22 protein-coding genes and 1 riboswitch are annotated in these 26,469 nt (G+C 47.9%); of the genes, 20 read left to right on the top strand and 2 right to left on the bottom strand.

The annotated features are described in order from the left end of the window. Positions 1 to 3 precede the first annotated feature (3 nt). The 18 genes from fmt (at position 4) to lgt (ending at position 16,986) form a co-directional block, all read left to right on the top strand. Complete coding sequence (gene fmt / locus ACN08Z_RS02755; protein WP_419103073.1) at positions 4 to 930, top strand: methionyl-tRNA formyltransferase; 927 nt, start codon at positions 4 to 6, stop codon at positions 928 to 930. Continuing rightward, positions 927 to 2,564, top strand: coding sequence for an RsmB/NOP family class I SAM-dependent RNA methyltransferase (locus tag ACN08Z_RS02760; protein ID WP_419103074.1), 1,638 nt, complete (start codon positions 927 to 929; stop codon positions 2,562 to 2,564). Before fmt ends, ACN08Z_RS02760 begins: the two co-directional genes overlap by 4 nt. Before the next feature lie 107 nt (positions 2,565 to 2,671). Further along, positions 2,672 to 4,060, top strand: a complete 1,389-nt coding sequence (gene bioA / locus ACN08Z_RS02765; protein ID WP_419103075.1) for an adenosylmethionine--8-amino-7-oxononanoate transaminase — start codon at positions 2,672 to 2,674, stop codon at positions 4,058 to 4,060. A 5-nt stretch (positions 4,061 to 4,065) separates the two neighbouring features. Then, a complete protein-coding gene (bioD, locus tag ACN08Z_RS02770) occupies positions 4,066 to 4,854 on the top strand; it encodes a dethiobiotin synthase (protein ID WP_419103076.1) in 789 nt (262 codons plus the stop codon). A 55-nt stretch (positions 4,855 to 4,909) separates the two neighbouring features. Continuing rightward, positions 4,910 to 5,566 (top strand): ribulose-phosphate 3-epimerase, encoded by a 657-nt coding sequence (gene rpe / locus ACN08Z_RS02775; protein WP_419103077.1) that lies wholly within the window; start codon positions 4,910 to 4,912, stop codon positions 5,564 to 5,566. 192 nt (positions 5,567 to 5,758) lie between these two features. Continuing rightward, entirely contained in the window at positions 5,759 to 6,616 is an 858-nt protein-coding gene (locus ACN08Z_RS02780) for a hypothetical protein (protein WP_419103078.1), read from the top strand. Between the two features lie 96 nt (positions 6,617 to 6,712). Further along, a riboswitch (FMN riboswitch) is annotated at positions 6,713 to 6,850 on the top strand. Positions 6,851 to 6,991: 141 nt separating this feature from the next. Continuing rightward, positions 6,992 to 7,693, top strand: coding sequence for a nicotinamide riboside transporter PnuC (pnuC, locus tag ACN08Z_RS02785; protein WP_419103079.1), 702 nt, complete (start codon positions 6,992 to 6,994; stop codon positions 7,691 to 7,693). A 212-nt stretch (positions 7,694 to 7,905) separates the two neighbouring features. After that, on the top strand, positions 7,906 to 8,169 hold the full coding sequence (locus ACN08Z_RS02790; protein ID WP_419103080.1) for a phosphoribosyl-ATP diphosphatase: 264 nt from the start codon (positions 7,906 to 7,908) through the stop codon (positions 8,167 to 8,169). 22 nt (positions 8,170 to 8,191) lie between these two features. Then, positions 8,192 to 9,037: an ATP phosphoribosyltransferase gene (gene hisG, locus ACN08Z_RS02795; protein WP_419103081.1), complete on the top strand. Its 846-nt coding sequence runs from the start codon at positions 8,192 to 8,194 to the stop codon at positions 9,035 to 9,037. A 90-nt stretch (positions 9,038 to 9,127) separates the two neighbouring features. Next, positions 9,128 to 9,889 carry an imidazole glycerol phosphate synthase subunit HisF gene (gene hisF / locus ACN08Z_RS02800; RefSeq protein ID WP_419103082.1) on the top strand — a complete coding sequence of 254 codons (762 nt, stop codon included), beginning with the start codon at positions 9,128 to 9,130 and terminating at the stop codon, positions 9,887 to 9,889. A 25-nt stretch (positions 9,890 to 9,914) separates the two neighbouring features. Continuing rightward, a complete protein-coding gene (hisI, locus tag ACN08Z_RS02805) occupies positions 9,915 to 10,307 on the top strand; it encodes a phosphoribosyl-AMP cyclohydrolase (protein ID WP_419103083.1) in 393 nt (130 codons plus the stop codon). A gap of 98 nt (positions 10,308 to 10,405) precedes the next feature. Continuing rightward, entirely contained in the window at positions 10,406 to 11,995 is a 1,590-nt protein-coding gene (locus ACN08Z_RS02810) for an anthranilate synthase component I (protein WP_419103098.1), read from the top strand. A gap of 10 nt (positions 11,996 to 12,005) precedes the next feature. Beyond that, positions 12,006 to 12,584, top strand: coding sequence for a Trp biosynthesis-associated membrane protein (locus tag ACN08Z_RS02815; RefSeq protein ID WP_419103084.1), 579 nt, complete (start codon positions 12,006 to 12,008; stop codon positions 12,582 to 12,584). 124 nt (positions 12,585 to 12,708) lie between these two features. After that, a complete protein-coding gene (locus ACN08Z_RS02820) occupies positions 12,709 to 12,960 on the top strand; it encodes an HGxxPAAW family protein (RefSeq protein WP_419103085.1) in 252 nt (83 codons plus the stop codon). A 110-nt stretch (positions 12,961 to 13,070) separates the two neighbouring features. Next, positions 13,071 to 13,901 (top strand): indole-3-glycerol phosphate synthase TrpC, encoded by an 831-nt coding sequence (gene trpC, locus ACN08Z_RS02825; RefSeq protein WP_419103086.1) that lies wholly within the window; start codon positions 13,071 to 13,073, stop codon positions 13,899 to 13,901. A 46-nt stretch (positions 13,902 to 13,947) separates the two neighbouring features. Next, positions 13,948 to 15,282 (top strand): tryptophan synthase subunit beta, encoded by a 1,335-nt coding sequence (gene trpB / locus ACN08Z_RS02830; protein ID WP_419103087.1) that lies wholly within the window; start codon positions 13,948 to 13,950, stop codon positions 15,280 to 15,282. Beyond that, entirely contained in the window at positions 15,282 to 16,139 is an 858-nt protein-coding gene (gene trpA / locus ACN08Z_RS02835; protein ID WP_419103088.1) for a tryptophan synthase subunit alpha, read from the top strand. Before trpB ends, trpA begins: the two co-directional genes overlap by 1 nt. After that, positions 16,132 to 16,986 (top strand): prolipoprotein diacylglyceryl transferase, encoded by an 855-nt coding sequence (gene lgt, locus ACN08Z_RS02840; RefSeq protein ID WP_419103089.1) that lies wholly within the window; start codon positions 16,132 to 16,134, stop codon positions 16,984 to 16,986. Before trpA ends, lgt begins: the two co-directional genes overlap by 8 nt. Positions 16,987 to 17,085: 99 nt before the next feature. On the opposite strand, the gene ACN08Z_RS02845 is transcribed toward lgt, so the two are convergent. Beyond that, complete coding sequence (locus tag ACN08Z_RS02845; protein WP_419103090.1) at positions 17,086 to 17,730, bottom strand: ABC transporter ATP-binding protein; 645 nt, start codon at positions 17,728 to 17,730, stop codon at positions 17,086 to 17,088. 14 nt (positions 17,731 to 17,744) lie between these two features. Then, positions 17,745 to 19,757 carry a hypothetical protein gene (locus ACN08Z_RS02850; RefSeq protein ID WP_419103091.1) on the bottom strand — a complete coding sequence of 671 codons (2,013 nt, stop codon included), beginning with the start codon at positions 19,755 to 19,757 and terminating at the stop codon, positions 17,745 to 17,747. A gap of 581 nt (positions 19,758 to 20,338) precedes the next feature. Between ACN08Z_RS02850 and gltB the strand changes: the two genes are divergently transcribed. Both gltB and ACN08Z_RS02860 read left to right on the top strand, forming a co-directional pair. Continuing rightward, positions 20,339 to 25,015 carry a glutamate synthase large subunit gene (gene gltB, locus ACN08Z_RS02855; protein WP_419103092.1) on the top strand — a complete coding sequence of 1,559 codons (4,677 nt, stop codon included), beginning with the start codon at positions 20,339 to 20,341 and terminating at the stop codon, positions 25,013 to 25,015. Then, positions 25,008 to 26,468, top strand: a complete 1,461-nt coding sequence (locus ACN08Z_RS02860; protein ID WP_419103093.1) for a glutamate synthase subunit beta — start codon at positions 25,008 to 25,010, stop codon at positions 26,466 to 26,468. The genes gltB and ACN08Z_RS02860 overlap by 8 nt, the downstream gene beginning before the upstream one ends. Position 26,469: the final 1 nt, after the last annotated feature.

Genomic DNA, 26,469 nt, shown 5'->3' on the forward strand with positions numbered 1-26,469 from the left:
AGTATGAAAGTTTTATTCGCTGGAACACCAGAGACTGCGGTAACAGCCTTAGAAGGGCTTTTGACATCACCGCACGAAATCGTTGGAGTGCTGACCAGAGAAGACGCTCCGCAAGGACGTAAACGTGTGCTAACTCCATCACCTGTTGCCCGCCGTGCCGAAGAGCTAGGGCTTCCCATTATCAAGGCAAATCGTTGGAGTCTAGAGGTTCAAGAACAAGTGCAAGCACTTAAACCTCAGGTTGCCGCAGTAGTAGCTTATGGAACAATACTTCCTCAATCTGCATTAGATACACTCGAACATGGGTGGGTTAACCTTCACTTTTCGAATCTTCCTTTGTGGCGCGGTGCTGCGCCTGTTCAACGTGCCTTGATGGCGGGAGAAGATGAAATTTTCTCGTGTACTTTCCTGATTGAAGCAGGCTTAGATACAGGCCCCGTGTTTATGCAAGAATCTACCCGTGTTCAAGGAGATGACACCGCAGCAGATATTCTGCATCGTCTTGCGTTGAGCGGTGGAGCCTTACTCTCTCAGACCTTTGAAAAAATTGAGCAGAAAATAGCTCCTCAACCCCAGCATGGGCGGCCCACTCACGCAGCAAAATTAGATGTGAGTGACGGAAAAATTACGTGGTCAGATACCACAGCAGAGATTATTTCCCGCTGTCGAGGTGTTATCCCTGAGCCGGGAGCTTGGTGCATGCTAGAACAGAACCGTATTAAAATAGCTATGGTTCGACCTAGCCTTGAATCACCAGCAGGCGAATACGGGACGGTACGTGTCCTTGCTAAAAAAGTTGTTGTTAGTTGTTCTGATGGTTGTGTAGAACTGACTCAAGTGCAGCCGGCAGGAAAGAAAATGATGAACGCTGCCGATTGGGCACGTGGACTTGGAAAAGCTCTCAACGAACAGAAAGTAGTGCTGTCATGAGCGCAGAAAAACCCCGCCAGAAAAAATACTCAACTCGTTCTTCCCGTCAAGGAGAAAATACTGAATTAAAACGTGGCGGGGGCGGTCAAACCCGCCGCAACGCGCAGGGACGTGAACGTAACCGACGTGCTCAGCACGAACGTGCTTTCTCCGCTAGCGTGCCAAGGGCTCGCCGTCGCACCTCAGACCCCGCACGAAAAACAGCATTTGAGGTCATTAATTCCGTGGCGCTTTCAGATTCTTACGCTAACCTTGTGCTACCTCAAGCCATCCGTAAACATCGCCTAGACCAACGTGATGCTGGGTTTGCCACAGAGCTCACCTACGGAACGTTGCGTTATCAGGGTCGTTATGACGTAATTTTAACTCATTGTGTAGACCGCCCTTTAGAAAAAACAGGCGCTCAGATTCTGACGTGTTTGCGTATGGGCGTGCACCAGCTATTAGCGATGCGTGTTCCAGCACATGCGGCGTTGAACTCTACCGTGGCGTTAGCCCGTGCTGAAATTGGTAGTGGACCTGCACACTTCATTAATGCGGTACTCCGTCGAGTCTCTGAAAGAACCCCCGAACAATGGGAAGAACTTTTAGTTTCAGAAGCAAAGGACGAACTGCATCAATTATCGGTGAGTTATTCGCATCCGACGTGGATTGTGCGAGCTTTCCGTCAAGCGTTAGTCGCTCATGGGCGTGACGTTCACGAGATTGCCAAACTTCTAGAAGCTGATAATCTCGCTCCTATTGTGAATCTTGTTGCTTTACCACAGCTAGGTTCTTTAGACGAAGCCTTAGCAAAAGGTGCTCAAAAAGGTGAACTTGTTGAGGGTTCTGCTCTTTACTCTCAAGGCGATTTAGGGCGTTTAGAGAGTGTTCGACAAGGTACAGTGCGTGCTCAAGACGTTGGTTCTCAGCTTGTTGCTCGTGCTTTAGCGCAGGCTCCATTATCGGGAAAAGATGAGGTATGGTTAGACCTTTGTGCAGGGCCGGGCGGTAAAGCGGCTCTGCTGGGTGCTTTGGTTCAAGAACGTGGTGGTGTCCTGATTGCTAATGAATCAGCACCACATCGAGCATCTCTTGTTGAAAAATCTCTTAAACCGCTTGATTCTCAACGGTATCGAGTGCTGACGGGAGATGGGCGCACGATTGATCAGACTCTTAAAGCACAGTCGAGTTTGCCGAAACAGCTACGTTCTACCATGCTTTTTGACCGTGTGATGGTAGACGTGCCCTGTTCAGGGCTTGGCGCTTTACGTCGTCGCCCTGAAGCTCGTTGGCGTAAAAGTCCCCGTGATATAGCAGAACTTTTGACATTACAGAAACAACTTTTTGATGCTGCCGTGCAACAGACACGCTCTGGTGGGCTGATTGCGTATGTGACGTGTTCTCCTCATATGGCAGAAACTCGCAATATCGTTCAGGATATTTTGCGAACTCACGATGTACAGCTTCTTGATTCGGCTCAGGCTTTAGCTGAGGTTGCGTTAACCGATGATCAAGGACAATCCTTGCTTTCGGGTGAACGTGCTGTTGGCTGTGCTGTAGATGAGAAAAATATGAACGCAACAACAGCTCAACTATGGCCTCATGTGCATGGAACAGATGCGATGTTCTTTGCTCTCTTTCAGAAGAAATAGATTTTTGTTTCTCTGACTTAAGCTGGCAGGGTTCTCTCAGGGGTATCTTGGGTATCTTTTCGGTTGTCGTGCTTGTTTTGGGTGTGCTATCAAGGCAGAATTGAACAGTGTTCAATAATACTTCTGATGCCGAGAACAATCCCCATAACCTGAAAAATATTCTGGCTCATCGCGATCGTGGAATGCTTTGGCACCCTTACGCCCCGTTAGAGACTAAACCTCTCTACGGAGTGTTATCTGCCCAAGGTACTCAACTGCAACTACAAGACGAAGACGGGGCTACCTATACCGTTCTTGACGCAATGAGCTCATGGTGGTGTCAAGTTCACGGGTATTCTCACCCCGCATTAAATCAAGCGTTGAGAGAGCAAACAGAAAAATTTTCTCATGTGATGTTTGGTGGGTTAACACACGAGCCTGCAATCAATCTTGCAGAACGTCTTGTTCGTCTTGCACCAGGGGAACTCAACCACGTGTTCTTAGCTGACTCAGGGTCTGTCTCGGTAGAAGTGACGCTCAAACTTGCTGTGCAATATCAGCGTGCGTTAGGACGCCCCACCAAAAACCGTTTTCTTGCTCTAGAAGGCGGATACCACGGGGACACTATTGGTGCAATGAGCGTATGCGACCCTATTGGAGGTATGCACAGTGAGTTCAGAGGGTTTATCCCAGAACAGCTCTTTGCGCCACGACCTCCTAGCGCAACTTACGATAACGCGCAGCAACAATGGTCCGTCAACGAACAAGCTCAGCATCATTGGCAGAAAACGACGGAAACTATCATCGCCAAAGAACATGATTCTTTAGCAGCTATTGTGGTTGAACCTATTGTTCAAGGGGCAGGTGGCATGCACTTTTACCACCCCCATACGTTGAATACTTTGCGTGAGCTTGCCGACCGTTATGAGCTCCTTCTTATTTTTGATGAGATTGCAACAGGTTTTGGACGCACTGGAAAATTTTTCGCTACCGAATGGAGCGACATTGTTCCCGATGTTATGACCGTCGGCAAAGCACTCACCGGAGGGTACCTGACTCAAGCAGCAGTGCTCGTGAGCACTAACGTCGCTTCAACAATTAGTGATTCTGAACATCGTGCCCTTTTACATGGGCCAACCTTTATGGGCAACCCGTTAGCAAGTGCCGCTTCGTGTACTTCCTTGGATTTATTAACCGGCGCTCTTGACGGGTACCCGCTGTCGCGCTGGGAACAGAGCGTACCCCGTTTAGAGCGGGCTTTGAAAGATTCTTTAGAGCCTGCACAATCTTTAACGTCTGTGCGTGATGTGAGAGTTCTTGGAGGTATTGGAGTTATTGAACTCTATGAGGATGTTCGTATTTTTGAGCTTACACAGGCAGCTCTTCGGAGAGGCGTGTGGGTACGACCTTTCCGTAATTTGGTCTACACAATGCCACCCTATATTGCTACGGAAGAAGAGATACAACATATTGGTCGTGCACTTGTTGAATCTGTTGCAGAGGTGCACGGAGAGTAAGAATAATGTTTGAGCTACTAGAACATGTGAATGATGAACGACACCAACCTTGGTATGAGTGTTCTGTCGTGCATATTGTGGGTACTGATACAGATGTTGGTAAGACTATCGCTACAGCAGCTTGCGCGGCTGCGCTCATTGCTCACGATAAAACTGTAGCAGTCTATAAGCCTGCTCAAACGGGGGTTCAACCCAATATGCCGGCAGACGCTCAACTAGCAGCGTATCTTAGTGGCGCTGATTCCTATGAGGGGGTGCGTCTACCTGATGCGATGGCTCCTGTGGCGGCAGCAGAAAAAAATGGTTGCACTTTACCTTCTCTAGAAGATTACGCAAAAACAATTCATCAACTGCGAGATAGCTATGATGTGGTGATTGTTGAGGGTTCTGGGGGAGTAAGTGTTGATATTGGCACTGCCGTGAATTTGAGAGGGTGGGGGCATCAAGCTGATTTAATGTCCTTGATAGCTGAAAATGTTCATGATTCTTGTGCCGTGATTGTGGCACGTATTGGGCTGGGAACTCTTAACCACACACTTTTGACCTATGAGTATCTTCGTATTCGTTCGCTTAACGTGGCGGGGGTTTTGATTGGGGCTATGCCGTCATCTCCAACAGAGATACATCGAAGTAACCTTGACTTTTTGGTGCGTTTAGGGTGCCCCGTGCTCGGCGCTATTCCTGAAGGTGCTGGAAAATCTTTTGTGGTGGGAGAAGACACCGAGTTTGTGCATTGCTTCGATGAGCTACAGGAGTTTCGGAAAAATGCTTCTCGCTGGTGTGGGATAGAGTAGTGTTGAAGGTGTTTTTCAGAGAACGCTCAGAGCTTTTGGAACGGAAGAAAGAACCATGGACTGTCATATTCACCCCTCTATTTTGAGTGCAGATTTTGCGAACTTTGAACGTGACTTACAGCGTATTAGCTCAGCAGACGCTGTTCACGTTGATGTGATGGATAATCATTTTGTTCCGAACCTTAGCTGGGGTCCTGCTGTGGTGAAGCGTTTGCGTGAGGTGTCGCCACTGCCATTTGATGTACACCTCATGATTGAAGACGCTGATCGGTGGGCGCCAGAATACGCACAGATGGGTTGTGAATCTGTTACTTTCCACGCTGAAGCCGCTCAAGCGCCTATCCGTTTGGCTCGCTCTTTGCACGCTGAAGGGGCACAAGCGGGTATGGCGTTACGTCCGGCTACCGCAGTCGAACCGTATCTGGATATGTTGAGCGAGCTCGATATGTTGCTGATTATGACGGTTGAACCTGGTTTTGGTGGGCAAGCATTCTTAGATGTTACGCTCCCTAAAATTCGTCGAGCGGCAGAAGCGATTGCTGGCTCTGGCGCACAACTGCGTTTACAGGTTGATGGTGGCATTACTGAAGAAACTATTGTGCGCGCAGCAGAAGCTGGTGCTGATACTTTTGTTGCGGGTTCTTCTGTCTTTGGGGCAGAGGATCTTTCTGCGGCTATTAGTGCTCTGAGAGAGCGTGCTCGTAGCGTATAGTTCATGTTCGCTCTGATGTTGCTGTAAGGCTTTTGTTCTCGCGCATCTTAGAGGTAAGAGGGGGTGTCAAAGGACGTTGACACCCCTCGCATCTTGAAAATAGGTTATCCTAACCATAAAATATGGGTATCCTTATTTCTTAAGGGTGCTAGGAACCAGCTCAGAGATGACAACAGAGGCAGGAGTTCTCCAATGGGAAAACGCGGCGCACGACGAGCAGCACATACCCCTTTAGGTTACGCCTGGGAAAAATACCATAACGGACAAAAATTCTTCCGCATACAAGACTACCCAAGAGCAACTCTCTGCTTCGAAAATGCCTTGAACGCCTTCATTCAACTATCTGACAAAGAAGGTGAAGCAACCTGTTGTTCAGCCTTAGCTGCCGCCTACGGCAACAACAACATGTATGAATTTGCTCTTCCCTTCGCGCAAAAAGCTATTAACCTCTTTGAATCACTCGGCCGTCAAGAAAAAGTCGCCTCTCAACGGCAAAGCCTCGCGCTAATCTACCTAGGCTGTGAACAAACAGAACAAGCCGAACAATGCTACCAGCAGGTCATTGACGAGTTTGAAAACATCAAATACTTTGAAGAAGCCGGACGTAACGCGCATACTCTGGCTAACATGCTGGCACATCGTCAAGAACTTGACCAAGCGAGACGTCATTTTCATCGAGCAATCGGGTTATATTACCAAGTGCCACGTGAAGAGGTGGAATACACCCAAGCTGTCGCTTTGATGCAGCTTGCTTTCCTTGAAAAACTGAGTGGAGACTATGACGCCTCAAAGCTGCTCTACACGGAAGCCCTCGAAATCTTTGAACGACACCAATCATACTGGGAAGTCGGCAGCTGCTACGAAGGGCTAGCTATCGCAGAATATAGCACTGGAGCTCCTCACGTTGCTGTTGTTCACGCAAAAACAGCACTTGATGTTTTTCAACAACACGGCTTCAGAGAGGACGCATTACGGGCCCGCATTAACTACCAAGCCGTACAAATCGCCATTGAAGATTGGTGTGCACAACACCAAAATGACGATACATAAACGAACATGACGGCAGATAACAAATATCTAACATCGTGTGAGTTGTGGGTGTTTTCCCTAGCGAAACTGTGCAATAATCAAAAGCGCAATAACAACATCGTGCTCCGGGACCCGGTGAAAATCCGAACCGGCGGTGATAGTCCGCTAACTTACCTCAAAGATTACTCTTTGCGATAAGCCTGATTGGTGAAATTCCAATACCGACAGTACAGTCTGGATGGAAGGTAGCACGAGCAAAACGGCGTAGAGACACTCCTATATCCAAAGTGCCTCTACAAGAACTCTATGTAAATACGCCCCATCACATCAAGGGCGTATTCGACACGAGATAAACCCCGCTTTGTTCTTCCCGGAGCCTCCGCGAAAGGGAAAAACATGGATTTTCTGCGGTGGCTCTTCGACGCACAACTTCACATTGGCGATCAAACGCTTTTGGTGCGCGAAGTCCTCGGTAACATTTTTGGTCTAGCCTCAGCATTGGGCGGTATGCGCCGTAAAGTCTGGGCATGGCCGGTTGGAATAGCGGGTAATCTCCTCCTCTTTACCGTATTCCTTGGAACATTCTTCGGCTCCATCAACACTATCAACATGCTAGGACAAGCCGGACGACAAGTCATGTTTATCATTGTCTCTGTCTGGGGATGGTACCGGTGGAAAACCTCAAAAGACAACGGCTCTTCTGCTGTCATCCCTACATGGGCAACAGCAAAAGAACGCATTTTTCTCATCGTCGGCATGCTGGCAGGAACAGCAGTCCTAACCCCTATCTTTAGGGCACTAGGCTCATACGAACCAGTCTGGTCTGACGCATGGATTTTCACAGGCTCCCTCCTTGCCACCTACGGCATGGCCAAAGGATGGGTTGAATTCTGGCTCATCTGGGTAGCTGTAGACATCGTCGGTGTTCCACTTCTCTGGTCTGCCGGATACTACGCAACAGCACTCATGTATGTCTTTTACGGTGGGTTCACTCTCGTGGGATTCTTCGTCTGGTGGCGCGCTCGCAACCGTGAAGCAGCTCAGGTTGCGTTGGAAACACAATTCCCCGACCCAACCGTCGATAGGATTCACACATAAAGTCAAGGACTCACTAGCAACACTCTCGTGGAGTCCTTGAGGGCGGTAGCTTCACCTTGCGAAGGTGAAGCTACCGCCCTCATATCTTAAAGAAGGGATGTTAATCTAAGGAAGCACTTACTTCTGATGTGAATAAAAGAGTAATGGTCATCATGCTATTCTGCAGACGAGGGTGCACATCTTCTGAGACAAACTGCCTTAGAGTGGAAAAGGTGAAAAACTTTGAATCTCTCTTTGCTGAACTCACCGAAAAAGCTCGCACCCGCCCCGAAGGCTCTAAAACCGTTGAAGAACTAGACCGTGGCGTACATGGTATTGGCAAAAAAATTGTTGAAGAAGCTGCCGAAGTGTGGATGGCTGCCGAATATCAAAGCGATGAAGAATTTGCAGAAGAAGCATCTCAGTTGATATACCACCTTCAAGTGATGATGATTGCTAAAGGCCTCACACCCGAAGATATTTATAAATACCTCTAAACTCATTCATGAAGGATGTTCCATGTTACGTGTAGCTGTACCCAACAAAGGATCTTTATCTGAAGCGGCGAGCCGTATGCTCAAAGAAGCCGGCTACCTGCAACGTCGTGACAGTAGAGAACTCGTCATCGTTGACCAAGAACATCACATCGAATTTTTCTACCTACGACCTCGAGACATTGCAGTGTACGTTGGTAAAGGGACCCTTGACGTCGGTATTACTGGACGTGACCTACTACAAGACTCTCAAGCACCAGCGGTTGAGAGTCTTGCCCTTGACTTTGCAAAATCAACGTTCCGTTTTGCTGGGCCACAAGGCCAATTCCAAAATATTCAAGAGCTTAACGGCAAACGTATCGCAACATCCTACGCCCAACTCGTCCGCCAATATCTACAAGAACAAGGTGTTGAAGCCAGTGTGACACGGTTGGACGGGGCTATTGAATCTTCAATTCGTTTAGGTGTAGCTGACGCTATCGCCGATGTTGTTGAAACAGGAAACACTATGAGAGCTGCGGGGCTTGAACCGTTTGGCGAACCACTCATGCACAGTGAAGCTCTCCTGATTCGACGCAAAGAAGTTGAAGATACACACGGTCTTGAACGGCTCATTAGTCGCCTTCGCGGAGTGCTCATCGCACGTCAATACGCTCTCGTTGACTACGACATTCCTGAAGCCTTACTGCCACAAGCGTCTGCACTCACACCAGGTTTAGAAGCACCGACGATTTCTCCTCTTGAAAGAGAAGGATGGGTTGCTGTGCGCTCTATGGTGTTACGTCAAGAAACCAACAACATTATGGACCAGTTATACGATATTGGTGCGCGTGCTATTCTCGTCTCTCCGGTACAGGCTGCACGTCTTTAAAGAGCCCTACAACATCGAGGTGCTTTCTTTGACGGGAAGCACCAACACGTCATAGTAGGTAACAGAACAAGGTAAAGGACTAAATAATCTATGGGCGTTGCTATCCGAGTGATTCCATGCCTTGATGTCGATCAAGGACGAGTGGTTAAAGGGGTTAACTTTGAGGGGCTACGCGATGCTGGAGACCCCGTCGAACTAGGAGCTCAATATAACCAAGCTGGTGCTGACGAGCTCACGTTCTTAGACGTTACCGCCTCAACTGCTAACCGAGAAACAACTTTTGAAGTCGTCCAAAAAACAGCAGAAACTGTGTTTATTCCCTTAACCGTTGGTGGGGGAGTACGTAGCGTCGATGACGTGGACAAACTTCTACGCACCGGTGCAGATAAAGCATCTATCAACACTGCAGCTATCAAAAACCCTCAACTCATTAACGACATCACAGAACGTTTTGGTTCTCAGGTGCTTGTCTTATCAGTGGATGCTAAACGATCCGAAAACACTCCTTCAGGGTACGAAATTACTACTCATGGCGGTAAAAAAAGTACCGGAATTGATGCGCTAGAGTGGATTGCCGAAGCCGAGAAACGCGGTGTTGGAGAAATCTTATTGAACTCTATTGACGCTGACGGAACAAAAACAGGTTTTGACCTCCCGATGATTCAAGCCGTTCGAGCTATCACAAAGCTTCCACTGATTGCTTCTGGAGGGGCTGGAGCACCGGAACATTTCCCGCCCGCCATTGAAGCTGGGGCAAACGCGGTTCTTGCGGCGTCCATCTTCCATTTTGGTGAGGTGAGCATCGCTGAAGTTAAAGATGCTATTCGAGACGCCGGATATGACGTCCGCTAAAAACTAAGAATAGGACAACCGAACGATGAATAGCGCATCCTCATCTGAAAAATCTTTACGTGAAGAACGTATCGCTCACTTAAGTTATAACGAGCAAGGCCTCATCGCCGCAATTATTCAACAGTACGATACTGGCGAAGTGCTGATGTTGGGGTGGATGGACCAAGAAGCTTTACGACGGACACTGAACGAAGGACGGGTCACGTTCTGGTCTCGTTCTCGCCAAGAATACTGGCGTAAAGGCGATACTTCAGGACATTACCAATATGTTAAGTCAGTATCAGTAGACTGCGATAAAGATGCTCTGCTTCTACAAGTTGACCAGATAGAAGCAGCCTGCCATACAGGACAACGGACCTGTTTTTTAACAGGGGGAGAACTTCCTGCAACCGTCCTGCCAACACCTGCCACACAATAATAAGCTATGTTGAAGGGTTCTGCTAAGACCTTCAAAAGACTTACAATAGCGATACACCATCTTCCAGCTAGATACCAATGCAGAGGACTTCACCGCATATGCAAGATATGGGCATTATTTCCCCCAGCTTTGAACAATTTCAAACATTAGCGAAGACTCGTCGTGTCATCCCCGTCTACACCAAAATTTTGGCAGATTCGCTGACTCCTATCGGACTTTACCGTGCTTTGGTGCTACGTGACGGGACAGCACAAGCTGGAACATTCTTACTTGAATCAGCAGCAGAAAATGCTCAATGGTCACGCTACTCATTTATTGGTGCACACTCTCGCGCAACTTTAACCACCTCTGCAGGAAAAGTCTTTTGGCAAGGAGAAACACCGGTTGGTGCACCCACTGACGGCGATCCTGTCGAGGCCATCCAAAAAACTCTCAAAACATTACACACCGAACGTTTTGACCATCTTCCCCCACTCACCAGCGGACTGGTCGGCTATCTTGGGTGGGACGTCGTACGACACTGGGAAAATCTTCCACATCAGCCACAGGACGATATCCAGCTACCGGAATTCGCGCTTAACCTTGTCTCAGACATGGCAATACACGATAACACTGACGGTACCGTAACCCTGATTGCCAACGCCATTAACTTCAACGGTACCGACGATAACGTTGAACAAGCCTACGAAGACGCTGTCGAACGCGTCCACTGTATGCTTGATAAACTTTCACAACCTTTAGAACGTTCAACCGTATCTGAACTACACGGCACCAATAACGTTGAACATGCGCTTGCCCAAGCTCAATGTTCTATGACAGAGAAAGAATTCCTCAACGTCGTAGAACAATCCCGCCAAAACATTATCGACGGTGATGTATTCCAACTCGTTCTTTCACGTCGATTCACCATCGAGAACCACGCAGAACCACTAGACGTCTACCGGATGTTACGCCAATCTAACCCCTCTGCTTACATGTACCTATTCAACTTTGAAGACACCGAAGGGCAACCCTTCCATATTGTTGGTTCATCACCAGAAGCGCTAGTAACTCTCAAAGACGGTGTTGTGTCCACACACCCCATCGCCGGTTCACGTCCGCGTGGTGCTACCCGCGAAGAAGACCTCAAACTCAGTGAAGAACTCCTTGCAGATGATAAAGAACGCTCAGAACACCTCATGCTTGTTGATTTAGCCCGCAACGACTTATCACGTATCGCGGTGCCTGGCTCTGTAGCTGTAGAGCAGTTCATGGAAATTGAACGTTTCAGCCACATTATGCATATCTCCTCTACCGTCACTGCACAAAAAGGTGAAGATTACGACGCCTATGATGTTCTTCGCGCGACCTTCCCCGCCGGAACACTTTCAGGTGCACCTAAACCACGTGCTATGCAACTGATTGACCAATACGAACCTCAAAGCCGTGGAATGTATGGGGGAGTGTGCGGATATTTTGATTTTGCTGGCAACATGGACATGGCCATTGCTATTCGCACCGCTTTACTCAAAGGCACACACGCCTATATACAAGCAGGAGCAGGTCTTGTCTTAGATTCTGACCCATCATCTGAAGAACAAGAAACCTGTCACAAAGCAGCAGCACCTTTACGTGCTGTAGCGTTAGCTGCTGGTATCAAAAGACTCTCCACTGGCACTCAACAGCACCCAACAGAGCTAGAAAACTGAGTGATTACTGATGCCGACATCTTTCTACACTCGTCTAAACGCCCCTAAAACAACGTTCCTGACCCTCTTATGTGCAGCAATAACATTTGGCTCAACACTACCTAGCTGGATTGACGTTCGAGTTAACACCTCACTCCTTGACTCCACCTTGCATGTTGCCGGTTCAGAGGCAGCCCCCGCCGTAAGTTCCCTCTCCCTCGTAGCTTTAGCAGGCATGCTCGTCATTCGTTTAGCCTCTACACGAATTGCGCGTATCGTCGCCCTACTACTATCGCTGACCGGAGTCGGAATGTGCGCATCCGTCATATCGGTATTAACAAACCCCGTTTCAGCTTCAACAACGCCCGTAGGAAAAGCTACTGGACTGTCACAAGTCTCAGCAGACTACACCATTACCTTCTGGCCGTGGGCATCATTTTGTGGTGCCATACTCATCATCATTCTAGGAATATACATGTTCCTAGCGGTGACGCACTGGCCCAAGAAAAGAAAATACGACAGAACAACCCACCGCATAGACGATGAAATAGACGACATCGATACTTGGGATTCTCTCAGCGCAGGGGTCGATCCCACCGCAAGAAGCTAAGAGCCGGCGAGTAAAACCACGCAACATAGCGCATAAATCTGAGCTGTTCATGACGCTATCGACTAGAATCATCAATAGATTTATTTCCTTCACCTAGAGGAATACACACATACAAGGAGAAACAATGGCTAAAGAGCAGGTCGTGCTTTCACCAGAGATTCCATACCCAAACCACGGAAACACCGTTGCTTCATGGGGCATGTTCTCTGTGATGATTCTTGGTGCACTCATCTCCGCACTAGGCTTTGATTTTGGCCGTCCCTTCTTTTTCTGGCTCGGCCTTGGCGTGATGGTCCTCGGCGCATTCGTCGGTTGGGCTCTTAAAGCTGCAGGCTACGGCCAAGGTGGGGCAAAGACTAAATACACCGGACACTAAAAATTCCGTATATGACCTCTTATATAAGCGTCTCGCCCTCGGCGGGACGCTTATTTCATAGGAATTATTATCACCAACCAACAACTATTTTCTGATGAAGGAACACTGGCATGGCAACAGTCCTAGAAAACATCATCACAGGTGTACGTGAAGACCTCACCGAACGCATCAACAACACCCCCCTTGAAGAAATACAACGCCAAGCCCAGAACCAAAAACCTGCACTCGAAGTACTCAACTACCTAAGAACTCAGAACGCCAATACCTTTAGCGTTATCGCAGAAGTTAAAAGAGCCTCCCCGTCCAAGGGCGAACTCGGAGAAATACACGACCCCGCCGCCCTCGCACAAGCCTATGAACGCGGGGGAGCCAGCGTCATCTCCGTTCTTACCGAACAACGACGATTCAAAGGGACACTCAACGACCTCAAAACAGTACGCGAACACGTCAACATCCCCATACTGCGCAAAGACTTCATCATCGACGAATACCAGATTTGGGAAGCACGAGCCTACGGCGCTGACCTCATCCTCCTCATTGTCGCAGCACTGGATGACCAAACACTCAAAGAATTTCTAGAACTCACCCATAAACTAGGGATGAGAGCACTCATTGAAACGCACACACCAGAAGAAATTGAGCGCGCCAAAACACTAGGCGCCCACATCATTGGCGTTAACGTACGCAACCTCAAAACTTTGGACGTTAACAACGCACACTTTGCAGAACTAGCCCAACTACTTCCTCAAGACGCTGTCATCATCGCAGAATCCGGTGTCTCCACAGCTCAAGACGTCACAGACTACTCACTACACGGGGCACAAGCCGTCCTCGTTGGAGAAGCACTCGTTCGTTCCGGAGAACCCGAAAACACTGTCCGAGAATTCAAACAAGCCGGATACACCGGACGCACACAATACCTCCAACAACAAAACGCCTAAGACCCAACTCACTCAACAGCTCTATAACAGAAAACGAGGCATAACGGTGACAAACCAACTCGCAGATAACTTTTTGAAAGGGAACTCTTCTTCCCTCAAAAATGCCCCCGGCCCTTACTTCGGTCAATACGGTGGTCAATGGATGCCCGAATCTTTAATGATGGCAATGACCGAGCTAGAAGAAACCTTCGAATCTGCAAAAAATGATCCAGCATTTATGGCAGAATTCCAACGCCTCAGCCACGAATACTCCAACCGCCCATCACTACTGACCGAAGTACCACACTTCTCAGAACACGCCAACGGGGTACGTTTCTTCCTCAAACGAGAAGACCTCAACCACACCGGTTCACACAAGATTAACAACGTTATTGGCCAAGCACTCCTTGCACGACGCATGGGCAAAACCCGTCTCATCGCAGAAACAGGAGCCGGGCAACACGGCGTAGCAACAGCAACAGCCGCCGCATTATTCGGCATGGAATGCGTCATCTACATGGGCGAAGAAGACACCGAACGTCAATCCCTCAACGTGGCACGCATGCAACTTCTTGGGGCACAAGTTATCGCCGTTCAAAACGGTTCACGAACCCTCAAAGACGCCATCAACGAAGCACTACGCGACTGGGTAGCAAACGTCGACAACACCCATTACCTCCTAGGAACAGCAGCAGGAGCGCACCCTTTCCCCGCCATGGTGCGTTTCTTCCACGACGCCATCGGCACCGAAGCCCGAGAACAAATCCTCGAAGCCACCGGAAAACTTCCCGACGGTATAGCAGCATGCGTTGGAGGAGGCTCTAACGCTATTGGAATGTTCCACGCTTTCCTTGACGACCCCGATGTCAAAATCTATGGCTTTGAAGCAGGCGGTGACGGCATAGAAACAGACCGTCACGCAGCAACCATCAACCTCGGAAAACCTGGTATGCTTCACGGCGCGATAACATACCTGATGCAAAATGAAGACGGACAAATCATCGAATCCCACTCAATTTCTGCTGGACTCGACTACCCCGGGGTTGGCCCCGAACACTCCTACCTCAACGACATCGGCAGAGTCAGCTACCAGCCCGTTACCGACACCGAAGCCATGGATGCATTACAGCTACTATGCCGTACCGAAGGTATCATTCCTGCTATCGAATCTGCCCATGCGCTCGCTGGCGCTTTGCGCGTTGCACGCGAATGGGCTGCCAACGACCCTGAAACTGCTTCCGACAAAGTGATGGTGGTATGTCTTTCAGGTCGTGGCGATAAAGACATGGGAACAGCCCTAGAATGGTTCGGCCTAGGTAAAGCCATCCCTTCATCATCTTTAGTCACTGGAAATAAAGAAGCTATGCATGAAGCTCAGAGCGTAGAGAGCGAGAACAACTAATGACGTATCGTGATTATCTATCAGAAGGCGTTCGGTATTCTGTACGTCATAATTCTTTTCCGCCGGCTCCAGCTGGGTCGGCGTTGAAACGACGCCTTGAAGAATGCCGTGAACAAGGACGTGCTGCCCTCATCGGTTACTTACCGGTAGGCTACCCCACCGTTGACGAATCCGTTCAGGCTGCTATTGCATTAGGACGTAACGGTGCAGACATTATTGAACTAGGTGTCCCTTATTCTGATCCAGTGATGGACGGCCCTGTTATTCAAAAGGCAACAGCACACGCCATAGAGAACGGATTCCGTCTAAAAGATGTGTTTCGTGCCGTACGCGAAATTACTGAGGCCACCTCTGCTGTTGTCGTTGTAATGACCTATTGGAACCCCGTGTTAAGTTATGGCGTCGATGAGTTCGCTCGTGATCTTTCAGCAGCCGGAGGGGCTGGAATCATTACACCAGATCTCGTCCCTGACGAAGCCTCCGCATGGTTTGAGGCCTCCGAAAAGTATCAGTTAGATCGTATTTTCTTAGCTGCTATTTCTTCTTCTGACGAGCGTTTAGCGATGATTTCTCGTGCTTCTAGTGGCTTCGTATACGCGGTATCGGTCATGGGTGTGACGGGTATGCGCCAGTCCGTGAACAATGCTGCTTCTGAACTGGTGCAGCATTTACGTGAAGCGGACGCTCCAGCAGTTTGTGTTGGTTTGGGTGTTTCTCGCCGTGAACACGTTGAAGAAATCGGGCAATATGCTGATGGTGTGATTGTGGGGACTGCTCTTGTGAAAGCTCTAGAATCTGATGGCGTTGAAGGAGTCGCAGTTTTGACGCGTCAGTTAGCAGGTAAGAACGATGAATAATACGGTGTTAGAGGCTTCTATTCCGTCCCCATCCATTAACAGCTTTCATGTAGGCGGTCTAACCATTCACTTTTATGCTTTATGCATTTTGGTGGGTATTTTCTTGTGCTTGAAACTTACAGCCTACCGTTGGAAGTCATGGGGGCAAGATCCTGAACGTATCTGGGATATTGCGTTATGGTCTTTCCCCTTCGGCATTGTGGGCGCTCGAGCTTACCACGTGCTCATTACTGACCCTGCAAGTTATTTTGGTGCAGGTGTTGATCCTCTCAACGTCTTTAAGATATGGGAGGGCGGAATCGGCATTATGGGTGCTATTTCTTTAGGCTCTCTAGGTGCTTGGATTGCTTGTCGTCGTTATGGTATTTCTTTTGCGCTCTTTGCTGACGCTGTTGCCCCCGGTATTCTTTTAGCTCAGGCCTGCGGACGTTGGGGTAACTGGTTCAATCAGGAGCTGTTCGGCAAACCGACTACTTTGCCGTGGGGCTTAGAAATTTCTTCTCATTCTCCAAATTTTCCGCACCAATACCCTGCCGGTACGCTCTTTCACCCAACTTTCCTATACGAATCGTTATGGAATCTTTGCGGTGTCATGCTCTTATTGTATTTAGGTCGTAAGTCGGTGCTTGTTTTAGGTCAGACTTTTTGGCTCTATGTGTTGTACTACGGTGTGGGACGTATCATCATCGAGATATTCTGGCGTATTGATACTCCTCATTATGTGTTGGGTCTTCGTGTTCATGTGTGGACTGCTGGCTTGCTGATTGTTCTTGGTCTATGCGGTTTGATTGTTGCTAAGATGCGGGCTCGTCAGCGTGCTCTTATAGACGCGGCTCAAGGGGCCTAAACTTGTAGCTCCGTAATATTGTTTTGGAAGAAAACCAGACGATGTCTTGCCCACAATATATGTTGTGGGCAAGACATCGTCTTTTAAGGTATAGAAGTTTTATGATGCGGTGAGGTGTACTCTGCTATTGGTCTGTTCAATGACCCGATAATCATGGGTCACGACAATAGCAATCCCTCCGTTACGGCAATGTTCTTGAAGAAAGTCGAGAACACATTGCGCGTGGTAATCGTCTAATGCTGCTGTTGGTTCGTCAAGAAGGATTAAAGGAGTCTCGCGGACTGCTGCTCGTATAATCCCGATACGTTGTTGCTCACCACCGCTTAGCTGATAGGCAGGAGTATCTAAGAGCTGCGTGTTGAGCCCGAAACGTTCACAGGCACGATAGACTTGTTCTTGATGCTCCTCAACTTTAAAACCTCCGAACTCAAGGTTTTTTCTGACGTTCCATGAGGGGACTAAACCTGAATTTTGGAATACAAAACTTACATGGTTGCGAAGAAAGCTTCGTTGTTCTTTTCCTTTGAGAGCAGATACCTCAACGTCGTTGTAGAAGATTCTTCCAGATGTGGGTTTCTCGAGACTTCCAAGGCACTGTAAAAGAGTAGTTTTCCCTGAACCGCTCTCTCCTGTGATAACAACATATTCTTGAGACCTTGCTGTAAATGAGAGGTCGTTCCATAACGTTCGACCGGGAAAGGAAAAGGAGAGGTCTTGAACTGTTAAGAGAGGGAAAATAGCCATATTTTCTATACCCCTTACGATATTTCTAAAGCATGTTGAGTGATATTTTTCTCTAAAGCTCTGAGCATCAACATGCTGGATGTACAGACAACAAAAAAGATGCCTAGTCCAAGAGCGAAAGAAACTCCTGAATTTTTACCATAGAGGGCAACAAACATGCTGATCGGTATTGTCGAGGCAAAAATGAGCTGATATAAAAAGTTTCCGTGTCTTTCTAACCATGTAGCGCCTGTCGTTTTATGAAGGAAGAGAGCTGTCGTATGACGAGCGTAGTAAGTGATAGCAAGAAGAGTGCTTCCTACGGCGAGAGATAATAATGATAAAACAGCGCCGGCTACAGACATAACTAACGTTGCCTGACGATTAGCATGTTCGAGCTGAGCTTCTTCTTGTACTGACCTATAAGCAATAACAAAATCTGATAAATGATGGTTCTCTATAGCTGCTTTGAACGGCTTATAACTATACGTAAGGTCTGCTGTGCCAAGGTTTATGACAGGTATTGTCTTTGACGAGAATTGACTGACAACGAGGACAGGATTTTCCCGATAGGTTATGTCAGTAGGCGCTTTACCTAAAAGAGGCAGTATTCCTGTATCTGGTATTGAATACTGTAATACTTTTATGGTGTGGTGATGACGAGCAGTTTCTTCTTGGAAAGATACCCAACCTTCAATCTGATGTTTAATATTTTCAGATTGATGCTCTAAATCCTGTGGAATAACTAAAACAACATTATCTGACGAAGAAATGTCGTTGGCAATGGTATCGACCAGCTCCTGTGAGAGAGACGAAAAATATCGAAGATAGGGAAGATTAACCAAGAGGAAATTGCTGTTATCTTCCTGCTCTCCAAATTGCAGTGGAGAGGAAAGAAATACGTGGTTTTGCTTTTCAAAATCATCATAGATTTTTTGTATCTGCTGCATCTTTTCTTCTCCAACTCGTGTAAGAGTCAGATAACTAAATAATGGTTGAACGAGGTCTTTGCCATGTGCTCGAACACTATTGGCACGTTCTTCTTTTGTATAGGTAGAAAAATGATGAACCGTTGCATCGAGGCTAGCTATTGTGCAGTACGAACCTGTGATAACAAGAGAAAGAGATAGAGTTGCTAGCAAGCGGAGAGGCTTCTTCCCCTTGGTAAGAGCTCCTAAAGAATACTGTCGGGTTGCTACATAGACCGTGGCACATGAACATACCCATAGACAGAGTAATATCGCCAAAATTTGCAAACTGACCCAGAAAATTGTTTGTAAACGGTACCCGTTAGCAACAAAGAAGCTATAACCAGATAACGCTAAGAAACTTATGAGAGTTGGAATCAGAAGAGGAAACCCTAATACCAGATATTCTTGAAAAACAACACGTCGTGGGTTTTCTCCGACGGTACGTCGAATAGCTTGTATTGATAGTCGGAGGCTGTACATCTGAACCATCATGAGGATGAGAGTACAAGAGAGCACTACAATACCAGCAGCCCAAGTGCTAAAAATGAGAGAAAAAGCCCAAGAAAATTCAGCTGGTTGAAGTTGTTGAACTTGACCGTTTGAACCTAAATTTTGGAGATGAGTAAAAATATTCTGTGCACTGCGAACATCGCCTTGCACAAAGTACGTTCCAAGAAAGTGGTCTCGTTGAAGAGAATCTCCGGGTAATAGTTTTGGCGTATAAAGTTTGCTAAAACTTGGAAAATATTCTTGATCAATATTTCCGATAACAGTATCTGGCTGACCAGAGAAAAGATAATAGGTGGTGGATAGCTTATCGAACTGTGCTGATGGAACAGTTTTATAGATATTGACGTGCTCAATCTGAGCTTGTTCTGTGAGCTGTTGTATCAAGTCCTGTTCAGTGATGTCGTGAGGTGTTTCTACAAGAGAGAACGAAGATGATATTCCCTCTGGAATTCCATAACGGTCTTGGTCAATCACAAAGAATACTGTTGTGACGCTCAGAGCTATAGCCCATAGAGATGAAACAACCCATAGAACACCATGCGTCAGACCAAGCCTGCTGTTTAACATCTCAATAACCTTTTAGCTACAAACTTTTCATGTGATACATGCTCCGCGGAGGAAGCTAAGAACAATTAAGCTCCACAAAATCATACAATTTTGAGACGCCTTTATTTCACTGTGTACGTCTTGTCGCTAAAAATAAAAATATCCGAGACATCCAACTATTTAACTATCAGATACTAAGCCGTCTCACTATCTGGTGCATTAACGCGAAGAATTACCCCTTTTGAAACAAAACAAGGCACAATAACTACCAGAAGATAGATAGAACACACCCAAAAAACTAGCGTCTTCTACCGGTGAACGTGAAAACGTAACAACATTGACTCCACCACACACAGGAATCAACTGCACCACAACAAATCCACCACTGATAACACCTATTGCCTATCAGTAAACGGAACATACCCCATCGCTGCAATGGCGCGGCTCAAAGACCTTTAACTCTTATCCCACACCCAAGAGTTAGAGCCTATGCGCATACACGATGCGGATATATCAAACTTTGTGCCGTACCACCACCGAAACCTCGCTCACACACGTACCCTAACGCATGTGAACGACCCGCCGTGGAGAGGAAAAGGCCTTTGAAAAACCCAACATCACACACCCCAACACAGAGCAAACACAACTCCACCACACCACCGTCACCCTTCCAAACATTTGCCGCAATACCTCAAGCGCAAGGGCTATACCACCCCGACAACGAAAAAGACGCCTGCGGACTAGCGATGGTTGCAACGATCAACGGTCAAGCCAGCCACGATATCGTTGACCACGCACTCACCGCACTGCGTCGGCTCGAACACCGAGGAGCCGTCGGAGCAGACGAAGGCACCGGCGACGGCGCAGGAATCCTCCTACAACTGCCCGACACATTCTTCCGCGCCGTACTAGACTTCTGCCTACCAGAAACCGGAAAATACGCAGCTGGAACAGCGTTCCTCCCCGCTGACGAAGAAAACATCAGCGAATACAAACAATCACTAGAAGACATCGCCCACGCAGAAGGACTCAAAGTCCTCGGCTGGCGAGACGTGCCCACCAACCCAGAACTTGTCGGAAAATCAGCACGCGCCGTCATGCCTCACTTTGTACAGATGTTCATCGCCGAAGCAGAACCCGAAGAACACGACGCCGTTGCCGCACCCTTCACCGGACATATCCCTATCATCGACCTCGACACAACATCCGCACAACAACAACTAGACCAAAAAGCTTTTCGTCTACGTAAACGCGCACAGCACAAGCTCGGAGTATATTTTCCGTCCTTCTCTACACGAACCATCGTGTACAAAGGAATGCTAACCACCGCACAACTAGAACCCTTTTATCCTGACCTCTCAGACCCCAGATTTCAGACAAAACTTGCTATCGTCCACTCACGATTCTCAACGAACACCTTTCCCTCATGGCCGTTAGCGCAACCCTTTAGAACCATCGCACATAACGGCGAAATCAATACCGTCAAAGGTAACCGTAACTGGATGCGAGCGCGCCAATCACAGCTCAAATCACCATTGTTAGGACGAAACCCCGAAGAATTATTTCCCATCTGTTCGGCGGGTGCTTCAGATTCTCAGTCTTTTGACGAGGTTGCAGAACTGCTGTTGCTCTCTGGGCGTAGCGCGCCACAAGTGATGATGATGATGATTCCTGAGGCATGGGAAAAACACGAGGATATGGACGAAGACCTCCGAGCCTTCTACCAATATCATTCAACGTTAATGGAACCATGGGACGGCCCAGCAGCAGTAGCTTTTACTGATGGTACACGGGTTGGTTCTGTCCTTGACCGTAACGGGTTACGACCAGCACGCTACTGGGTGACTGATGAAGGTCTTGTTGTTCTTGCATCTGAAGTAGGCGTTATCGATATTGACGAGAAGAATATCGTTCAGAAAGGTCGAGTTAGCCCAGGAAAGATGTTCTTCGTCGATACAGAACAACAACGTATCATCTCAGATGAAGAAGTTAAAAAGAGCGTAGCGAATAGTCACCCATGGAAAAAATGGGCGTCAGAGTCCATTATCAATCTTGCCGATTTACCTGAACGTGAACATATTCGTTACCCTCGTTCATCGATGACTCTGCGCCAACAGACTTTTGGATACACTACTGAAGAACTTAAAAAGATTCTTGCCCCCATGGCACAACATGGTGCAGAGCCTATTTACGCGATGGGAACGGATACTCCTATTGCGGTTCTTTCGTCACGTTCACGATTACTTTTTGACTATTTTGTGCAGTCTTTTGCTCAGGTAACGAATCCTCCTCTTGACTCTATTCGTGAAGAGCTTGTTACGTCCTTGAAGACGTCGGTGGGTCCTAATGGGAATATTCTTCGTAATGGGCGTGTACATACTCGTCATATTGGTTTAGATTTTCCCGTTATCAATAATGATGAGTTGGAAAAGATTGCTCACCTCACTGATGAGGATGGTATGGGTATTGCCCTGAAAGTTCGGGGTCTTTATAACCCTGCTGGGGGAGAAGACGCTTTACGTGCTCGGCTGAGTGAAATTTGTGAAAAGGTGTCTGCCGCTGTTAATCGCGGTGTGGAGCATATTATTCTTTCTGATCGTCATTCTAATGCGCAGTGGGCGCCTATTCCGTCGTTGTTGTTGACGGCGGCGGTTCATCATCACCTTTTGCGTTCTGCAACTCGTACGAAGGCGTCTTTTGTGGTTGAAGCTGGTGATGTTCGCGAAGTGCATCATATTGCTACTTTGGTTGGTTATGGTGCTTCAGCGGTGAACCCGTATCTTGCCATGGAGTCGGTGGAACAGCTGGTTCGAGATGGTGAGATTGAGTCAGTTTCTGAGGACGAAGCTGTTAAGAACTTGATTAAGGCTTTGGGTAAAGGTCTGCAGAAGATTATGTCGAAGATGGGTATTTCTACGGTGTCTTCGTATTGTGGTGCTCAGACTTTTGAAGCGTTGGGTTTGTCTGAGCGTCTTGTGAGCGAGTATTTTCCAGGTACTCATTCGCAGATGGATGGTGTGGGTCTTGATGTTATTGCTGCTGAGGTGAAAGCCCGTCATGACCGTGCCTATCCTCAAGATGGGGTAGCTGTTCCACACCGTACGTTAGAAACTGGTGGTGAATATGATTGGCGTCGTGATGGTGCCTCCCACCTGTTTAACCCTGAGACTGTTTTCCGTTTGCAGCATGCAACCAAAACGGGGCGCTACGATATTTTCAAGTCTTATACAGAACGTGTAAATGATCAGTCTAAAGAGCTGATGACAATACGTGGGTTATTGTCTTTGAAGCAGGATCGCCCTCCGATTGATATTTCTGAGGTAGAGCCGGTGAGCTCTATTGTGAAGCGTTTTTCGACGGGTGCGATGTCGTATGGGTCTATCTCTCAGGAGGCTCATGAGACTTTGGCTATTGCGATGAATGCTTTGGGTGCAAAGTCGAATACTGGTGAGGGCGGTGAAGATGTTGAACGGCTTCTTGACCCGCAACGGTGTTCAGCTATTAAGCAGGTTGCTTCTGGTCGTTTTGGTGTGACGTCTTTATACCTAACACACGCCCAAGATATTCAGATTAAGATGGCTCAAGGCGCTAAACCTGGTGAAGGTGGGCAGCTCATGAGTCAGAAAGTGTACCCGTGGGTGGCGAAGACCCGTCACGCGACAGCTGGGGTGACCTTGATTTCGCCACCTCCTCATCATGATATTTATTCTATTGAGGATTTGGCACAGCTGATTTATGACCTCAAACGTGCCAACCCGCAGGCTCGTATTCATGTCAAGTTGGTGTCTGAGGTGGGTGTTGGAACGGTTGCTGCCGGTGCAACGAAAGCTAAAGCCGATGTCGTGCTTATTTCTGGTCACGATGGTGGTACTGGTGCTGCTCCTTTGAACTCCTTGAAACATGCTGGAGCACCATGGGAGTTAGGTCTTGCTGAGGCTCAACAGACTTTGATGATTAACGGTTTACGTGACCGCGTGGTTGTGCAAGCTGACGGGCAACTAAAAACCGGTCGTGACGTGATGATTGCTGCTCTATTGGGTGCAGAAGAGTTCGGTTTTGCAACAGCTCCACTCGTGGTGGAGGGCTGCATTATGATGCGTAAATGCCATTTGGATACCTGCCCAGTGGGGGTTGCGACACAGAACCCGACGCTTCGCGAACGGTACACCGGTAAAGCTGAGCATGTTATGAACTTCTTTAAATTTATTGCTGAAGAAGTTCGTGAATATTTAGCGCAGCTGGGGTTGAGAAGCCTTGACGAGGCTATTGGGCGTGCAGAACTTTTGGATACTTCTGCTGCTATCGAACATTGGAAAGCTGACGGTTTAGACTTATCGCCTATTCTGCGTTCAACGTTTGAAGAGTACGCGGGTCGGGGAGTGCGTCATAGCCGTGAACAAGACCATGAACTGGATGCTCATATCGATCACCATTTTATTCGTGCGGCTTCTGCCACTTTTGAGCACCGTCAGAAGACTCAAATCACTCGTGATGTGGTGAATACTGATCGTTCTATCGGCACAATGCTAGGACATTATGTGACGAAAACGTTTGGTACTGACTTATTAGAACCAGATACGATTGATCTTCATCTGAAAGGACATGCTGGTCAGTCTTTGGGTGCGTTTATTCCTCAAGGAATGACTATTCGACTAGTTGGTGACACCAACGATTACGCCGGTAAAGGCTTATCTGGTGGACGAATTATTATCCGCCCAGATGAGAACGCTCCTCTTATCGCTCATGAAAATGTTGTGGCAGGGAACGTTATCGGTTATGGAGCTACCAGCGGTGAACTGTTTATCCGCGGTGTTGTAGGTGAACGTTTCTTAGTGCGTAATTCTGGTGCTACTGCTGTTGTTGAAGGAATCGGCGACCACGGTTGTGAATATATGACAGGTGGCAGAACCCTGATTTTGGGTGAGACAGGACGTAACTTTGGTGCTGGTATGAGTGGCGGTTATGCATATGTACTAGATCTCAACATGAAGAATGTGAATAAAGATTCTCGTGAGCAGGGTGAACTATTGTTTTCTGCTTTATCTGAAACAGATTGTTCAGAGGTTCGCCAACTTTTAGAAGAGCACGTACAACACACTGGGTCATATCTGGGCCAACAGCTTTTAGCAGATGAAGAAGCCACTATGGGGCGTATCACGAAGGTTGTGCCGCGTGATTATGCGGCAGTTTTGAGTGTTCGTCAGGACGCTCAAGCTCAAGGTGAAGACCCTAACTCGATGGCTGTGTGGAAGAAGATTTTGGAGGTAACCCGTGGCTAATCCTCGTGGTTTTCTAGAAGTAACAACTCGTCAAGACCGACCGAAACGGCCTGTGCCTGTGCGTATTATGGATTACCGTGAGGTGCAGGTTCGCCCAAATGAGGCTGTTATCCGTCAACAGACATCGCGTTGCATGGATTGTGGTGTGCCGTTTTGTCACGCTGGGTGTCCTTTGGGGAATCTTATTCCTGAGTGGAACGATTTGGTGTGGCGTGGTCGTACCCGTGAAGCGGTGGAGCGTATGCACGCAACAAACAATTTTCCGGAATTTACGGGACGCGTGTGCCCAGCTCCGTGTGAGTCTTCTTGTGTGCTAGGTATTAATCAGCCGGCGGTCACTATTAAACAAGCTGAGTATTCTATTGGTGAAGCTGGGTTTGCTGAGAACCTGATTGAGCCTATTCTTCCTGCACGTATGTTAGATAAGACGGTTGCTGTGGTGGGATCTGGGCCAGCTGGGTTAGCGGCTGCTCAACAATTAACGCAGGCTGGTTTTACGGTTGCTGTTTTTGAACGTGACTCTAAAATTGGTGGTTTGTTGCGCTATGGTATCCCTGATTTTAAATTAGAGAAATCTGTGGTGGAGCGTCGTCTTGCAGTGATGGAAGAAGAAGGCACTCGTTTCCGTCCCGGCATTAATATTGGTACTGATATTACGTGGGATGAGTTACGACGACGATATGACGCTGTTATTGTTGCGACAGGGGCAACAGCTCCTCGTTTACTGGATATTCCGGGCGCTGAGTTATCTGGTATTTATCCGGCAATGGATTATCTCAAGGACACGAATCGTTTTGTCTCAGGGGAGAGCTCTTCACTGAGCATTGACGTTACCGGTAAGAACGTGATTGTTTTGGGCGGTGGAGACACTGGATCTGACTGTATCGGTACGGCTGTACGCCAAGGAGCAGCATCTATTACGACTCTTGCGATTGGTGAACAGCCACCGCTTGAACGCTCTGATAGTGAACCATGGCCGATGTTTCCAAAAGTATTTGAGGTGTCTTCTTCTCATGAGGAGGGTGGAGAGCTTCGCTATTTAGCGTCAACCGTGGAGTTCGTTGGTGAGAATGGTGCTTTGACAGGTCTTAAAGTTGCTAAGACGCAGTACCTATCTGATGGTCGTCGTGTCCCTGAACCGGGTACCGAACATGTTATCCCTGCTGATGTCGTGTTTTTGGCGTTAGGTTTTACGGGGCAAGATTCTCGAACTTTAGAAGAACAAATTGGTGCGTGCTATGACAAACGGTCAAATGTTGCACGAGATGAGAACTATATGACGAATGTTCCTGGCGTGTTTTCTTGTGGTGACGCTGGGCGCGGACAGTCTCTGGTGGTGTGGGCTATCGCTGAGGGGCGTGCAACAGCTGCCGCAGTTGAGCGGTATCTTACCGGTTCCACTTTCTTACCTGAACCGGTGTCTCCTCATGATCGCGGGTTTACGCTTCTTTAAG

Source organism: Rothia sp. P7181, assembly GCF_048513015.1.
In the GTDB taxonomy this organism is placed as follows: Bacteria; Actinomycetota; Actinomycetes; order Actinomycetales; family Micrococcaceae; genus Rothia.

Coding starts and splice junctions, on each gene's coding strand:
- fmt (WP_419103073.1), top strand. CDS start 4: ATGAAAGTTTTATTCGCTGGAACACCAGAGACTGCGGTAACAGCCTTA.
- ACN08Z_RS02760 (WP_419103074.1), top strand. CDS start 927: ATGAGCGCAGAAAAACCCCGCCAGAAAAAATACTCAACTCGTTCTTCC.
- bioD (WP_419103076.1), top strand. CDS start 4,066: ATGTTTGAGCTACTAGAACATGTGAATGATGAACGACACCAACCTTGG.
- rpe (WP_419103077.1), top strand. CDS start 4,910: ATGGACTGTCATATTCACCCCTCTATTTTGAGTGCAGATTTTGCGAAC.
- ACN08Z_RS02780 (WP_419103078.1), top strand. CDS start 5,759: ATGGGAAAACGCGGCGCACGACGAGCAGCACATACCCCTTTAGGTTAC.
- pnuC (WP_419103079.1), top strand. CDS start 6,992: ATGGATTTTCTGCGGTGGCTCTTCGACGCACAACTTCACATTGGCGAT.
- hisG (WP_419103081.1), top strand. CDS start 8,192: ATGTTACGTGTAGCTGTACCCAACAAAGGATCTTTATCTGAAGCGGCG.
- hisF (WP_419103082.1), top strand. CDS start 9,128: ATGGGCGTTGCTATCCGAGTGATTCCATGCCTTGATGTCGATCAAGGA.
- hisI (WP_419103083.1), top strand. CDS start 9,915: ATGAATAGCGCATCCTCATCTGAAAAATCTTTACGTGAAGAACGTATC.
- ACN08Z_RS02810 (WP_419103098.1), top strand. CDS start 10,406: ATGCAAGATATGGGCATTATTTCCCCCAGCTTTGAACAATTTCAAACA.
- ACN08Z_RS02815 (WP_419103084.1), top strand. CDS start 12,006: ATGCCGACATCTTTCTACACTCGTCTAAACGCCCCTAAAACAACGTTC.
- ACN08Z_RS02820 (WP_419103085.1), top strand. CDS start 12,709: ATGGCTAAAGAGCAGGTCGTGCTTTCACCAGAGATTCCATACCCAAAC.
- trpC (WP_419103086.1), top strand. CDS start 13,071: ATGGCAACAGTCCTAGAAAACATCATCACAGGTGTACGTGAAGACCTC.
- trpA (WP_419103088.1), top strand. CDS start 15,282: ATGACGTATCGTGATTATCTATCAGAAGGCGTTCGGTATTCTGTACGT.
- lgt (WP_419103089.1), top strand. CDS start 16,132: ATGAATAATACGGTGTTAGAGGCTTCTATTCCGTCCCCATCCATTAAC.
- ACN08Z_RS02845 (WP_419103090.1), bottom strand. CDS start 17,730: ATGGCTATTTTCCCTCTCTTAACAGTTCAAGACCTCTCCTTTTCCTTT.
- ACN08Z_RS02850 (WP_419103091.1), bottom strand. CDS start 19,757: ATGTTAAACAGCAGGCTTGGTCTGACGCATGGTGTTCTATGGGTTGTT.